Genomic DNA, 14,550 nt, shown 5'->3' on the forward strand with positions numbered 1-14,550 from the left:
TCCGCCCCCTACAGGATCACCTCGCCAACGTCTTGCTCCCGAAAACCCAAGCTCGACCTAATGACCCAATTGGCGATACCTGAACGACCGCGTACCCCCGAAGCAAAAGCAACACACAACGAGCACGACTGACTTTTCGAGAATTTTACCCACCGCCATTGGTCGCCACCCCCCCGGATAGATTAAAGTATCACCCCCTGCCCCAGGCACCCGCTCACAGCGCGCCCGGGCCCAATCCCAGGAACCGTCGCCGATGGAACACCGTGAAGCGCTGATCGCGCTGCGCACATTTCTTTCCTCCCAGATCCTAGGCCAGGAAAAACTGGTCGAACGTCTGTTGATCGTGCTCCTGGCCGATGGCCACATGCTCGTCGAGGGTGCCCCAGGCCTGGCCAAGACCAAGGCCATCAAAGAACTCGCCGAAGGCATCGAAGCCCAGTTCCACCGCATCCAGTTCACCCCAGACCTGCTGCCCGCCGACATCACCGGCACCGAAATCTACCGCCCAGAAACCGGTAGCTTCGTGTTCCAGCAAGGCCCGATCTTCCATAACCTGGTCCTGGCCGACGAAATCAACCGCGCCCCCGCCAAAGTCCAGTCCGCACTGCTCGAAGCCATGGCCGAACGCCAGGTCAGCGTCGGCCGCAGTACCTACGACCTGTCGCCGCTGTTCCTGGTCATGGCCACCCAAAACCCCATCGAGCAGGAAGGCACCTACCCACTGCCCGAAGCCCAACTCGACCGCTTCCTGATGCACGTGAAAATCGGCTTCCCCGACGCCGCCGTCGAACGCCGCATTCTCGCCCAGGCACGGGGCGAAGCCCTCGGCGGCGAGGCCAAGCCCGAGCGACGCGTCAGCCAGCAAGCAATCTTCGCCGCCCGCAAGGAAATCCTCGGGCTGTACATGGCCGACGCCGTGGAGGAATACCTGGTCCAGCTGGTAATGGCCACCCGCACCCCGGCCAAGTTCGACGCCGAACTCGCCGACTGGATCGCCTACGGTGCCAGCCCCCGCGGCTCCATCGCCCTCGATCGCTGCGCCCGGGCCCATGCCTGGCTGGCCGGGCGCGACTTCGTCAGCCCCGAGGACATCCAGGCGGTCCTGTTCGATGTGCTGCGCCACCGCATCATCCTGTCCTTCGAGGCCGAAGCGGCAGGCATCGACCAGGACCGCGTGGTCCAGCGCATCCTCGACGTCGTTGCCGTAGCCTGACCCCATGCCCACCACTCAGCTGGCCGAGCCCGGCATCCGCATTGGCCTAGCCGAGCTGATCGACATGCGCCACCGAGTACGCGAGATCCAGCTGTTCTCGCGCCCCGGCCAGCGCAGCCCACTGGTCGGCCTGCACCACTCCAAACTGCGTGGGCGCGGGGTGGACTTCGACCAGGTGCGCGTGTACCAGGCCGGCGACGACGTGCGCAACATCGACTGGCGCGTCACCGCACGCACGCAGGAGCCACACACCAAACTCTTCCATGAAGAACGCGAACGGCCAATCTTCATCCTCGTCGAACAAAGCCAGCGGCTGTTCTTCGGCTCGGGGCTGATGTTCAAATCGGTCTTGGCCGCCCAGGCCGCGGCGTTGTTCGGCTGGGCCGCGTTGGGCCATAACGACCGCATCGGTGGGCTGGTGTTCGGTGACAACGAACACCACGAAGTCAAACCCCGACGCAGCAAGCAAAGCCTGCTGCAACTGCTCAACCGTCTGGCCAAGGTCAACCAGTCCCTGCACACCGAAGCCGTGCCCCAGGCCGACAACCTCGGCCTTGCCCTGCGCCGGGCCCGCGAGGTGCTGCGTCCCGGTAGCCTAGCCATCGTCATCTGCGACGAACGCTCGCTGACCGACCAGGCCGAACAGCACCTGGCCATGCTTTCGCGCCATTGCGACCTGCTGCTGCTTCCAGTGTCCGATCCGCTCGACCACGCCCTGCCCGCCGCCGGGCTCCTGCGCTTCGCCCAGCGCAGCGCGCAGCTGGAACTCGACACCCTCGACGCCAACCTGCGCCAGGCCTACCGACAGCAAGCCGAAGCCCGAGTCGAGCGTTGGGAGCTCATGACGCAAAAATTGCGCGTCCTGATGATGCCGCTGAGCACTCAGAGCGAAATGATCGAACAGTTGCGCGAGTACCTGAATGCTCAGCGCCCTGGGAGCGGCAAATGAACCCGTTGGACCAACTGCAGCCTTTGATCGCGCCGCAGGCGATCGGCGTGTGGCCGCCCGCGCCAGGCTGGTGGTTGTTGCTCGCGATACTGCCGCTGCTCGCGTGGGCCATTTGGCGCCTGCGCCGCTGGCGCCCCGGCAAGCGTCCCATCGTGCGCGCCGAACAACCACTCGACCCGGTGCGTGTCGAGGCCCTGGCCGAACTGGCTCGCCTGCCGCGCCCCTACGACGGCGCCCCCGCAGGTGCCTGGCTACAACAGATCAATGCCCTGCTCAAACGTTTGTGCCGCAACCACTACCCCGGCGCCAATAGCCATACCCTCAACGGGCGCCAATGGCTGGCTTTCCTCGACAACCGCTGCCCAGCCGCAGGCCTTACCCGCTGGATGGTGCTAGTCGAAGGCGCCTACAAACCCGAGTGCAAGCTCGACGACAAAGCCATCGCCGGGCTCAGCCAGGCGGTCGAAACCTGGATCCGCAAGCATGTTTGAGCTGGCCTGGCCGTGGATCTTCACGCTGCTGCCGTTGCCGTGGTTGGCGCGTCTGCTGCTGCCCGCCGCCGACAGCGGCGAGCCGGTGCTGAAGGTGGGCTTTCTCGATGAACTGGAAGGACTGGCCGGGCGCCGGGCGCGCCTGAACCTGCCAACCTGGCGGCAACAGGCGCCCTATGTCGTGATCTGGCTCCTGCTACTGTTCGCCGCCGCGCGCCCACAATGGCTTGGCGACCCGGTGCCGGTGGCGGCCAGTGGTCGTGACCTGCTGGTGGCCGTGGATGTCTCCGGCTCCATGGACTTCCCCGACATGCAATGGAAGGACGAGGACATCAGCCGCCTGGACCTGGTCAAGGCACTGCTTGGCGACTTCCTTCAGGACCGCGAGGGTGACCGGGTCGGCTTGATCCTGTTCGGCAGCCAGGCCTACCTGCAGGCCCCCCTCACCTTCGATCGGCGCACGGTGCGTACTTTCCTCGACGAAGCGCAAATCGGCATCGCCGGCAAGAACACAGCCATCGGCGACGCCATTGGCCTGGCGGTCAAACGCCTGCGCGAGCGTCCGGCGCAGAGCCGGGTCCTGGTGCTGATCACCGACGGTGCCAACAACGGCGGGCAGATCCACCCATTGACCGCGGCACGCTTGGCAGCCCAGGAGGGCGTACGCATCTACACCATCGGTATCGGCGCGAACCCCGAGGCCAGCGGAACCCCTGGCCTGCTCGGCCTGAACCCGAGCCTGGACCTGGACGAGGCCTCGCTGAAGGAGATTGCCGAGATCACTCACGGCACCTACTTCCGTGCCCACGACGGCGCCGAACTGGACGCCATCGGCGACACCCTCGATCAACTGGAGCCCGTGGCCCAGCAACCGACCCAGGCACGCACGGCCAAAGACTTGTACGCCTGGCCGCTGGCCCTTGCGTTGTTGCTGAGCGTACTGCTGGTGGTTGCCGTGCAATGGCCGGACAACCGACTGCAGCGCCTGCTGCGCAAGCCTCGGTTCCTGCAGCCTCACCCGGAATGGCGCCAACGCCTGAAGCGCCTGCGCCTGAGGAGACGGCGATGATCGACCTTTGGCCACAATGGCTGCGCCCCCTCTGGCTGCTGGTACTGCCGCTACTCGGCTGGCTGATCTTCAAACTGTGGCACCGACGCAAACGCGCCGGGCGCTGGCAGATGATCTTGCCGCCCGCTTTCCATCCAGTGCTGCTAGGGGGCGGCACTGGCAGCACCAGCAAACTGCCATGGGTGGCCTTGGGGCTGGCCTGGTTCCTGGTGGTGCTGGCCTTGCTCGGGCCCAGCTGGCAGCGCGTGGAAGAAACCCGCCAGCGCCCCGCCGACCCATTGGTGATCCTGCTCGAACTGACTCCGCAGATGCTTGCCGAAGACAGCCCGCCCAACCGCCTGGAACACGCCCGGCGCAAAGTGCTCGACCTGCTCGAACACCGTCGCGACAGCCAGACCGCCCTCGTCGTCTACGCCGGCAGCGCGCACACGCTGGTCCCGCTATCCGACGACCTGGGCACGACACGCAACCTGCTCGAAGCCATCGACCCGTCGATCATGCCGCAGGCAGGCCAGCGTGCCGACCTGGCCGTACAAAAAGGCCTGTCGCTGCTGGCTCAAAGTGGCCTGGGCCAGGGTCGGCTGTTGCTGATTGGCTCGGCGCTTAGCGAACAGGAACGCCAGGGCATCATTCATGCCTTGGGCCGTCAGGGGCCGAGCCTGCTGATGCTGGGCATCGGCAGCAGTCAAGGCGCACCGGTGCGCCAGGCCAATGGCGAGTTCCTCAAGGACGATCAGGGCGGCATCCTGCTGCCGCGCCTGGACAGCGCCAGCCTCAAGGCCTTCATCAGCAGTACCGGCGGGCGCTATCGCCACGCCCGCATCGACGATCTGGACCTGCGTGGCCTGGGCTTGTTCGACAACCCCCGCGCCCTGCGCAACGACGGTCAAAGCGTGCAACTGGACAGTTGGGCCGACCAGGGTTACTGGCTGTTGCTCCCACTGTTGCTGTTGGCAGCCTGTGCCGGCCGGCGCGGCTGGCTGTTCTGCCTGCCACTGCTGCTGGCCGTGCCGCAGCCCAGCCAGGCCTTCGAGTTCAACGACCTGTGGCTGCGCCCCGACCAGCAAGGTCAACGCCTGCTCGAACAAAACCGCCCGGCCGAGGCCGCGCATCACTTCCAGGACCCACAGTGGCGTGGCATGGCGCTCTACCAGGCCGGCGACTTCGCGGGCGCCGCCCAGGCCTTCGCACAGAGCAACACTGCCGCGGCCCACTACAATCGAGGCAATGCCCTGGCCCGTAGCTGCGAGCTGGAAGCTGCCCTGGATGCCTACGAGCAAGCCCTGGAGCGACAGCCCGACCTCAAAGCGGCGCTGGACAACCAGGCGCTGGTCCAGCAACTGCTGCTGCAACGCGAAGCCAAGGGCGAGGAACCACAAGCCGACAACGATGCCCAAGGCACTCCCGGCAGCGACACCGAGGGCAACAGTAGCTCGGCCAGCAACCCGGCCCAGGGCACACCCGGCAACAGCGAACAGGCCGCCGAGGCACCCGGCGAGAGTAGTCAGAACGGTCAGACACCACCCAACACCCAGGGCGGTGACGACGACAGCGTTACCCAGGCGCCGCAACGCCCGGTGTCGACCAGCCTTGACGCAGAGCAACGCCAGGCCCTGGAACAATGGCTGCGAGAGATCCCCGACAACCCGGCGGAACTGCTGCGGCGCAAATTCTGGTATGAACAGCAATTGCATCAGGAAAATCCACGATGAGTCGCTTCGGCGTCTTTCTCCTTTGTCTGCTGTGGGCCCTGGTGGCCCAGGCCCAACCCAGCCTGCAGGCCAGCGTCGACCGCACTCGCCTGGAAGCCGGCGAAACCCTGGAACTGACCCTTGAAAGCCAGGATGTGACCCAGTTCGGCAAGCCTGACCTGCGTGCGCTGGAGGGCGATTTCGAAGTGCGTGGCACGCGCCAGTTGAACAGCCTGCACACCCTCGACGGCGAAACCCGTGCCAGCACCCGCTGGATCATCACACTGCTGCCACGCCGCAGCGGCAGCCTGGTCATCCCCGAACTGCAACTGGGCCAATCACGTAGTCAGACCATCGAGCTTCAGGTGGTGCAGGCCGACGCCAGCCGGACGGACAGCGCGGCCCAGGTATTCGTCGAAGCCAGCCTCGACAGCAGCGATGTCTACGTCCAGGCGCAGGCCGTGCTGACCGTGCGCATCTATCACTCGGTATCGCTGTACGACGACAGCAGCTTGAGCCCCCTGCAACTGGAGAGCGCCAAGGTCGAGCAACTGGGTGAGTCGCGCACCTACGAGAAGGACATCAACGGCATTCGTCATGGCGTGATCGAAACCCGTTACGCTCTGTACCCGCAGCAAAGCGGCACCGTGGACATTCCACCGCTGACCTTCACCGCCACCGCCGCCGACAATGGCCAGCAACCGGCTGGTAGCGCACGGGTCGGCCGCCAGCTGCAGGTCAGCTCGCTGCCGCTGCGCTTGAACGTGCGCCCTATTCCCACCGCCTGGCCTGCCGATACGCCTTGGCTGCCCGCCCGCAGCCTGAGCCTGGAAGAACACTGGAACCCTGACCCTGCGCAACAGAAGGTGCAGATCGGCGACTCGCTGACCCGTAACATCACCCTACGCGCCGAGGGCCTCTCAAGCACTCAGTTGCCGCCACTACCAGCCACTGAAATCACCGGCCTGCGTCGCTATCCCGACCAACCGTTGCTGCGTAATGAAATCAACGAACGTGGCATGACCGCCAACCGCGAGGAACGCGAGGCACTGGTCCCAATCCACAGCGGCCAGCTGGCACTGCCGGCGCTGGAGGTCACTTGGTGGAACACCCGCGAAGACCATCTAGAGCACTCAAGCCTGCCCGCTCGCAACCTCGATGTGCAGGACAACCCGGCACTGAGCGCCGAAACACCGGTGGGCGACACCCGCAGCGGCAGCACGCTGCTCTGGCCCTGGCAGCTGGCCACCTTGATACTGGCCCTCACCACGGTACTGGGCTTCGCCCTCTGGTGGCGGGCACGCTCCCAACCAGCGGTGTTGCGTGCGGCGCAGAATGGTCCGAGCCCACGCACCTTGATGGACGACATCAAGCGAGCCTGCCAGGCCAACGACCCGCAGGCCACGCGCCAGGCGCTCGATGCCTGGGCACGCCAGCAACCGGAAACCCTGGCCGACATGGCCGCTCGGTTCGTGCCCTTGTCCGATGCACTGGACAGCCTGAACGGGGCTCTCTACAGCGAAAGCGGACAGTATTGGCATGGCGATGAATTGTGGCGCGCCATCGGCACCATTCCGCCGGCCGAACAGGTGTTGCCACCCGCTGGAGAAACAGGAAGCCTGCCGCCACTGTATCCCAAGTGAGGGGCTGGGGTGCCCGCCTTCAGTGCGCGGCGTCCTGGAGATCGAGCGCCGCGCGCGGGGCTCGATCCAACCGACACGGAACACCTCACGACAAACACCACGCCCCCCTGCTTGGGTTACCATACCGCCCTTTCCCTCGCTTGCCCGACTCGACACCAACAGGTCATCCATGCGTCTGTTTCACACCTCCGACTGGCACCTGGGCCAAAGCCTGCACGGCCAGGAACGCGACTTCGAACACGCCTGCTTCCTCGACTGGCTGCTGGGCCAACTACGGCTGCGCCAACCCGATGCGCTGCTGATCGCTGGCGATATCTTCGACACGGTCAACCCACCGGTCAAAGCCCAGGAGCGCCTTTACGACTTCATCGTCCAGGCCCATGAACAGCTGCCGAAGCTGGACATCGTGATGATCGCCGGCAACCACGATTCCGGCTCGCGGATCGAACTGCCCGCCGCGCTGATGCGGCGCCTGCGCACCCATGCCCTGGGCCGCGTGCACTGGCTCGACGAAGGCCAGTTGGATGCCGAGCGCCTGCTCATTCCGCTCACCAACGCCCGCGGCAAGGTCTGCGCTTGGTGCCTGGCCCTGCCCTTCCTGCGTCCGGCGGAAGTCACTGGCCCGCAGCTGGGTGACGATTACCTGCAAGGTATCCACCAGGTACACCAGCAACTGATCGGCGCAGCGCAGCAAAAACGCAAGAAAGACCAGGCGCTGATTGCCATCAGCCATGCACACATGGCCGGCGGCTCAGTCTCGGAAGACTCCGAGCGGAGCCTGATCATCGGTAATGCCGAAGCCTTGCCGGCCAAGCTCTTCGACAAAGCCATCAGCTACGTCGCCCTGGGCCACCTGCACAAGCCGCAGAAGGTCAACCGCGAGAACCGCATCCGCTACAGCGGCTCGCCGATACCGCTGTCGTTCGCCGAGATCAACTACCCCCACCAGGTACTGGAGGTGGAGCTGGAAGGCACCGAGCTGATCAGCGTCGAAGCGCGCCCGGTGCCGCGCGCCGTGGCACTGCAGCGCCTGGGCCCCGCGCCGCTGGGTGAAGTGCTCCAGCAGCTCGCCGACTTGCCGATGATCGACTTGCTCGAAGACCCCAACCGCCAGCCCTGGCTGGAAGTGCGCGTACGCCTGGACGAACCGCAGCCCGACCTGCGCCAGCAAATCGAGCAGGCCCTGCATGGCAAGGCCGTGCGCCTGGTGCGCATCAGCGCCGAATACGCCGGCCGTGGCGAACAGCAGGACGATGACCAGGCCTTCGTGGAACTGGCGCAGATGACGCCGCAAGACCTGTTCAGCCGCGCCTGGGAGCAGGCCTACGGCAGCCCGGTGGACGAGCAGGCCCTGTCCGACTTCGCCCTGTTGCTGCAGGACGTACAGCTCGAAGAGGAACTGCCATGAAAATTCTCGCCATTCGCCTCAAGAACCTGGCGTCCCTGGCCGGTCCGATCGACATCGACTTCACCGCCGAGCCGCTGGCCAGCGCCGGCCTGTTCGCCATCACTGGCCCTACTGGCGCCGGCAAGAGCACCTTGCTGGACGCGCTATGCCTGGCCCTGTTCGGCAGCGTGCCACGGCTCGAAGACATCGGCCGTGAAGCCAAGGTGCCAGACGCCGACGGCGAAATCCCCACCTCAGACCCGCGCAACCTGTTGCGCCGCGGCACGGGTAGCGGCTTTGCCGAAGTCGACTTCCTGGGCATCGATGGCCACCGCTACCGGGCGCGCTGGGAAGCGAACCGCGCCCGCGACAAGGCCAACGGCAAGCTGCAGAACAGCCGCCAGAGCCTGTACGACCTGGACAGCGAACAACTCCTGGGCAGCGGCAAGAACGAGTACAAGCAACTGATCGAAGCACGCCTGGGCTTGAACTTCGAACAGTTCACCCGCGCAGTGATGTTGGCCCAGAGTGAGTTCGGCGCCTTCCTCAAGGCCGACGACAAAGAACGCAGCGAGCTGCTGGAAAAGCTCACCAACACCGCCATCTACACCCGCCTTGGCCAACGCGCGTTCAGCAAGGCGCGGGAAACCAGCGAAGCCCACAGTGCCTTGAAAGACCGCGCCAGCCATTTGCTGCCCATGGCCAGCGAAGCCCGTGCCGAGCTTGACCAACGCCTGGAGCAGGCCCAGCAGCAGTTCAAGGCCGACCAGGCCCGCGAACGACAACTGGAGCAACAACGGGCCTGGCTTGTCGAACAACAGCAGCTGCAGGCCCAGCACAACGAGGCTGCGCAGGCGCTCAAGGATGCAGCACTGGCGTGGGAGCAGCTGTCCGGACAACGCATCGACCTGCAGCGCCTGGAACGCCTGGCGCCGCAGCGCCACCAGTTCCATCGCCAGCAGACGCTGCAGGCGGCACTGGCACCGCTGGCCACCACCCTCAGCGAGCAGCAGCGCCAGCACAACGATCTGAACACCCGCTGCACCGAACTTGAGCAGGCGCTGGAAACTTCACGTCAGGCGTTGAGCCAAGCCCAAGGCAATCAGAGCGAAAACGCCCCACGCCTGCGTCAGGCTTTCGCCGAGCAAGACACCCTCGCCCGTCTGGCGCAAGAGCTGGGCAAGCTGCGCGAAACGCGCCAGCAGGCCGACCTGGCCGCCGGCGCGTTGCAGCAACAGGTGCAGCAACTCGATGAGCAGCAGCAACGAAGCCAGGAGCAACTGGCACGGATCGACGCCGCCCTGGCAGAGAGCGCTTCGCTGCACACGCTGAGCAACGCCTGGCAGGCCTACCGCCCGCAACTGCAACAGCTGCTGCAGATCGGCAACCGCCTCAGCCAAGGCCGCGAGGAGCTGCCTGGCTTGCAAGCCCAGGCCAGCCAGGCCAATGCCCAGCTGCAAGCACAGCGCGACGCCTTCGAGGTGCTGTTCCGCGAGGCTGGCGCAGAACCCCAGGCGCTGGCCGAGCAGCTCGACCTGCTGGGCGGCATGCTGCAGGAAAACCGTAAGCAGCAACGCGCCGTGGAAGAATTGTCGCGCCTGCACACCCGCGAGCAAGAACTGCAGCAAGGCATCGCTTCGCTGCGCGAGCGCCAGCAACAGGCCCTGCAACAACGCCAGCAACTGATCGGCGAAGGCACCGCCGCCAAGACCGAGCTGGAAAACGCCGAACAAGCCTTGACCCTGACCCGCCAGTTGCTCGAACGGCAGCGCCTGGCACGCAACACCAGCGTCGAGGAGCTGCGTGGCCAACTGCGTGATGGCGAACCTTGCCCGGTGTGTGGCAGTGCCGAGCACCCGTTCCATCAGCCCGAAGCACTGCTGCATAGCCTCGGCCGACACGATCAGGCCGAGGAAGCGGCGGCAGTCGCATTGGTCGAACAGCTCAATGCCCGCCTGATCGAGCTGCGCACCCAGGTCGGTGTGGTCAACGGCCAGATCAAGGAATACCAGCATCAGCACGGGCAGTTGAGCGAACAATTGCAGCCGTTGGCCGAACAACTGGCCGCTCATGCCCTCTGGGCGGCGCTCAGCGCCCATGACCCAGCGGCCCGTGGTGCCTGGCTGGATGGCCAGCTGCGTCGCCTGGAGCAGGAGATCAGCCGGGACGAGAGTCGTCAGGCCACCCTGCTCGCGGTACAGAAAGAAGCCGCTCGCCTCAATCAGCAACTGCAAGCCGCCGGCGAAGCACAGCAGCAGGCACAGCAGCGCCTGGACCAGCAACACCAGGCGCTAGATGCGGATCAACAGCGCCTGGAGCAGGCCCTGGCGGACTTCGCCAGCCTACTGCCAGCCGACATTCTCCAAGCCCTGCGCGACGAACCGGCGCATGCCTTCCTCAGCCTCGACCAGCAGATTGCCCAGCGCCTGCAGCAGCTGGAGCACCAAAAGGACGAGCAGCAGGAACAGCAGCAGCGGCTGCAGCAACTGGAACGGTTGCGTGACCAGCAGCAGACTCGTGTGCAACGCCAGCAAGAGCTGCAACAGCAAATCGATGGCCTGGCCGAGCAGATGGACAAGGCTCGCGCCGCACTGACTGAGCTGTTGGGGGTGCACCCAAGCGCCGAAGCCTGGCAACAGTCTCTTGAGCAGCAACTGGAGCAGGCCCGCGCGCTCGAAGCCCAGACCGCGCAGCATCTGCAGGATGCACGCACGCAAGCCTTACAGTTGGCAGGCGAACTGAAGGCCAACGAGGCCCGCCGCCAGGCACTCGAACAAGAGCATCAGCAATTGCGGGGTGAGATCGCCCAGTGGCGCGCCGAGCACCCTGAACTGGACGATGCAGGTCTCGACCGCCTGCTGGCGCTGGATGATGCGCAGGTGATCGAGCTTCGCCAGCAACTGCAAGGTGCGGAAAAGGCCATCGAACAGGGCCGCGTGGTACTTCAGGAACGCGAGCAACGCCTGCAGCAGCACTCGGCGCACACCACGGTCGATGCATCAGCCGAAGAGCTGGACCAGGCCCTGGCCCAACTTCGCGAGCATCTGACCAGCTTTGAACAACAATGCGCCGAACTGCGCGCCCAGCAAGCCGATGATCAACGTCGCCAGCAGGCACACCAGGCACTGGCCGGCGAAATCGAGCAGGCCTACCAGCAATGGCAGCGCTGGGCGCGGCTCAATGCGTTGATAGGTTCGGCATCGGGTGACGTGTTCCGCAAGATCGCCCAGGGCTACAACCTCGACCTGCTGCTGCACCATGCCAACGCGCAACTGCGCCAACTGGCGCGCCGCTACCGCCTCAAGCGCGGCGGCAGTGCACTGGGCCTGCTGGTGATGGACACCGAGATGGGTGACGAGCTGCGTTCAGTGCACTCGTTGTCCGGTGGCGAAACCTTCCTGGTGTCGCTGGCCCTTGCACTTGGGCTGGCGTCGATGGCGTCGAGCACACTGCGCATCGAGTCGCTGTTCATCGACGAAGGCTTTGGCAGCCTGGACCCCGAGTCGCTGCAACTGGCCATGGATGCCCTCGATGGCTTGCAGGCCCAAGGGCGCAAAGTGGCGGTGATCTCGCACGTACAAGAGATGCATGAGCGCATTCCGGTGCAGATCCAGGTGCGTCGCCAGGGCAACGGCCTGAGCGATGTCGAGGTGTGCGGGTGATTCTCTACTCGTTCCGACGCTGCCCCTGGGCCATGCGCGCGCGTTTGGCCCTGCGCTACGCCGGCTGCGACGTACAGGTCTGTGAAGTGGCGATGAAGGACAAGCCGGCCGAGCTGCTGGCCCTGTCGCCCAAAGGCACGGTCCCGGTGCTCGATACGGGTAGTGCAGTGCTGGAGGAAAGCCTGGACATCATGCGCTGGGCGTTGCAACAGCATGACCCACAGGATTGGCAACTGCGGGGCGACCCCGCGGCAGCCCGGCAGGCCGAAGGGCTGATCGAGCGCAACGACCGAGAATTCAAGGCGCAGGTCAATCTATACAAGTACGCCGAGCGTCACCCGCAGCACTCGCGCCAGCATTACCGCCAGCAAGCCGAACCTTGGCTGGCGGAGCTTGAACAGTTGCTGCAAGCACGCCCCTACCTGCTCGCCGACCATCCCAGCCTGGCCGATGCCGCATTACTACCCTTGATGCGCCAGTTTGCCGGGGTCGAACCTCAGTGGTTCGCCGAGGCGGCTTATCCGCGAGTGCGGAGCTGGCTAGAGGGGTGGCTGGCATCGGACCTGTTCAAGGCGGTGATGGCCCGTTGAGCTTATTGGCCCTATCGCCGGCAAGCCGGCTCCTACAGATACGGCGGGGGCCCCAGTAGAAGCAGGCTTGCCGGCGATAGGGTCAATGCAGATGCTCAATGGGCATGCTTACCACTCAGTGCCGCATGAAAATGCGCACTTTGGCGCAGGTACTGCTCGGTATAGCTGTGGGTGGCCGACGCCTTGGCGCGGCTGTCGGCATGGGCATGCGCCGGCAGTACCACGGAGGCGGAAATGGCGGATGCGGCAATGACCGGGAAGAGATTGAAGTTCATCTGGGCTGACCTCGACTGCGGTGGTTTGACGTTGGCCCGTTTGGGCCTTGGGTCAAACTTACGCCGCTGAAGCCGCCTGCAGAAATTCATTGCGGCAGTAGCGAATATCACGCCGGTTGATAGTTACTCGACAAACTTCAGGTCCGAAGGCGCATCCTGTGGCAGTTTTTGCAAGGTCTCGCCGATCATCCCGCTACGTGGGTCGCGGCGCATCACCACGATCTGATTGCTCTTCTGATTGGCCACCAGCACGAAGTTGTCGCTTGGATCCAGAGCGAATTCACGGGGATGGTCGCCTTCGACCGAGCGCCGTTGCAAGAACCTCAACTGGCCGTCGTCCTTGGCCACGCTGAACGCCACGATCTCGTTGGCCGCGCCTCGGTTGCTCACGTACAGAAAGCGCCCGTCGGCCGACAGATGCAACCCACCGGCCGCTTTCGCCTCGGGCTCCTGGCGCTCGGTCAGCGGCAAGCGCTGTCGCTCCAGCAGCGCACCATCCTGCACATCGAACATGACCACTTCTGCGCTCATTTCCAGCGTCAGGTAGGCATGACGTCCCTTGGCATCGAACAGCAGATGTCTAGGCCCGCTACCCGGCGGCAACGCCACCGAGGCGGGAATCGCCGGGCTCAGCGGATGCGTCGGGCTGGCACCGTCGTAGCGATAGATGAACACCTTGTCGGCGCCCAGGTCGCAGGCGTACAGGTGCCGCCCATCCGGCGACAGTACCAGTGCATGTACATGCGCACCGGCCTGGCGTTCGGGATTGACGCCACTGGCTTTGTGCCTGGCCTGCTGCACCACTGGCTTGAGCTTGCCGTCCTTGGCGACGGGCACCACCACCAGGCTGCCGCCTGGATCGGCTGCGACCGCGTAGTTGGCGACGAACAGGTAACGCTGGTCATGGCTGAGGCTGGCGTGGGTGGGTTCATCACCCTGCGTCGGCACCTGGTTCAGAGGCTTGATCACACCCTTGCTGCTGAGACTGAAGCTGCTGACGGTGCCTTGCGCGGTTTCGTTGACCGCGAACAACTGCCGGTGATCGGCCGACAGCACCAGCCACGAAGGACTTACGCTATCGACCACCTGCAAGGGAGTGGGGTCGATGTGACCGCGCTTGCTGTCGAAGTGATAACGGTAGATGCCTTGGCTGACGCCATCGGTATAGCTGCCCACCAACAAGGTCTCGGCGTGGGCGTCGATCAGAACGCTCATGCAACTAGCGACCAGCAGGCTCTTCCAGGTCCGATTCATCTTCGTCTTCATCCGAGGCACGAAAGGCACTCATACAGACTAGACGATGCTCGCCCTGGTCATCGTTGAGCTGCCACTGATCGCCTGAGCCCACAGCGGCGGCGACCTGTTCGGTGGTGAAACTCCAGCGGCGCATCTGACGGCCGTCCATGCACTCGACGGTGAGGCCAGTGGCGTCGAAGGTGAAATCGAAGGCGTGCAGACCGTCGATCAGGAGCATGTCGCAAGACTGGAGAGCGTTGGCGAGGGAAGACATGGGGGTACCCATTGGAAATGAGGCGGCATTATAGCCTGATCGCCGGCAAGCCGGTTCCTACCCCCGGGTA

At 64.9% G+C, this 14,550-nt stretch carries 12 protein-coding genes; 9 read left to right on the plus strand and 3 right to left on the minus strand.

Annotated elements, in window-relative coordinates:
• Positions 1-253 precede the first annotated feature (253 nt).
• The 9 genes from C4Q26_RS03930 to C4Q26_RS03970 all read left to right on the plus strand — a co-directional run bounded on the left by C4Q26_RS03930 (position 254) and on the right by C4Q26_RS03970 (position 12,695).
• Positions 254-1,213 (plus strand): MoxR family ATPase, encoded by a 960-nt coding sequence (locus C4Q26_RS03930; RefSeq protein WP_023379511.1) that lies wholly within the window; start codon positions 254-256, stop codon positions 1,211-1,213.
• A gap of 4 nt (positions 1,214-1,217) precedes the next feature.
• Positions 1,218-2,162, plus strand: coding sequence for a DUF58 domain-containing protein (locus tag C4Q26_RS03935; protein WP_023379510.1), 945 nt, complete (start codon positions 1,218-1,220; stop codon positions 2,160-2,162).
• A complete protein-coding gene (locus C4Q26_RS03940) occupies positions 2,159-2,653 on the plus strand; it encodes a DUF4381 domain-containing protein (protein WP_023379509.1) in 495 nt (164 codons plus the stop codon). Before C4Q26_RS03935 ends, C4Q26_RS03940 begins: the two co-directional genes overlap by 4 nt.
• Complete coding sequence (locus C4Q26_RS03945) at positions 2,646-3,722, plus strand: VWA domain-containing protein (protein WP_023379508.1); 1,077 nt, start codon at positions 2,646-2,648, stop codon at positions 3,720-3,722. Before C4Q26_RS03940 ends, C4Q26_RS03945 begins: the two co-directional genes overlap by 8 nt.
• Positions 3,719-5,434, plus strand: a complete 1,716-nt coding sequence (locus C4Q26_RS03950; RefSeq protein WP_104882797.1) for a tetratricopeptide repeat protein — start codon at positions 3,719-3,721, stop codon at positions 5,432-5,434. The genes C4Q26_RS03945 and C4Q26_RS03950 overlap by 4 nt, the downstream gene beginning before the upstream one ends.
• Positions 5,431-7,056, plus strand: a complete 1,626-nt coding sequence (locus tag C4Q26_RS03955) for a BatD family protein (RefSeq protein WP_023379506.1) — start codon at positions 5,431-5,433, stop codon at positions 7,054-7,056. The genes C4Q26_RS03950 and C4Q26_RS03955 overlap by 4 nt, the downstream gene beginning before the upstream one ends.
• 169 nt (positions 7,057-7,225) lie before the next feature.
• Entirely contained in the window at positions 7,226-8,464 is a 1,239-nt protein-coding gene (locus C4Q26_RS03960) for an exonuclease SbcCD subunit D C-terminal domain-containing protein (RefSeq protein ID WP_023379504.1), read from the plus strand.
• Positions 8,461-12,105, plus strand: a complete 3,645-nt coding sequence (locus tag C4Q26_RS03965) for an AAA family ATPase (RefSeq protein ID WP_104882798.1) — start codon at positions 8,461-8,463, stop codon at positions 12,103-12,105. The genes C4Q26_RS03960 and C4Q26_RS03965 overlap by 4 nt, the downstream gene beginning before the upstream one ends.
• On the plus strand, positions 12,102-12,695 hold the full coding sequence (locus tag C4Q26_RS03970; protein WP_027907513.1) for a glutathione S-transferase: 594 nt from the start codon (positions 12,102-12,104) through the stop codon (positions 12,693-12,695). The genes C4Q26_RS03965 and C4Q26_RS03970 overlap by 4 nt, the downstream gene beginning before the upstream one ends.
• A 95-nt stretch (positions 12,696-12,790) precedes the next feature.
• Here C4Q26_RS03970 and C4Q26_RS03975 read toward each other — a convergent pair whose 3' ends face one another.
• The 3 genes from C4Q26_RS03975 to C4Q26_RS03985 all read right to left on the minus strand — a co-directional run bounded on the left by C4Q26_RS03975 (position 12,791) and on the right by C4Q26_RS03985 (position 14,480).
• Complete coding sequence (locus C4Q26_RS03975; RefSeq protein ID WP_023379501.1) at positions 12,791-12,970, minus strand: hypothetical protein; 180 nt, start codon at positions 12,968-12,970, stop codon at positions 12,791-12,793.
• Between the two features lie 123 nt (positions 12,971-13,093).
• Positions 13,094-14,224 (minus strand): lactonase family protein, encoded by a 1,131-nt coding sequence (locus C4Q26_RS03980; RefSeq protein WP_027907514.1) that lies wholly within the window; start codon positions 14,222-14,224, stop codon positions 13,094-13,096.
• A complete protein-coding gene (locus C4Q26_RS03985) occupies positions 14,190-14,480 on the minus strand; it encodes a DUF5629 family protein (protein WP_104882799.1) in 291 nt (96 codons plus the stop codon). Before C4Q26_RS03985 ends, C4Q26_RS03980 begins: the two co-directional genes overlap by 35 nt.
• Positions 14,481-14,550: the final 70 nt, after the last annotated feature.

The organism is Pseudomonas sp. SWI44 (genome assembly GCF_002947915.1).
Classification (GTDB): Bacteria; Pseudomonadota; Gammaproteobacteria; order Pseudomonadales; family Pseudomonadaceae; genus Aquipseudomonas; species Aquipseudomonas taiwanensis.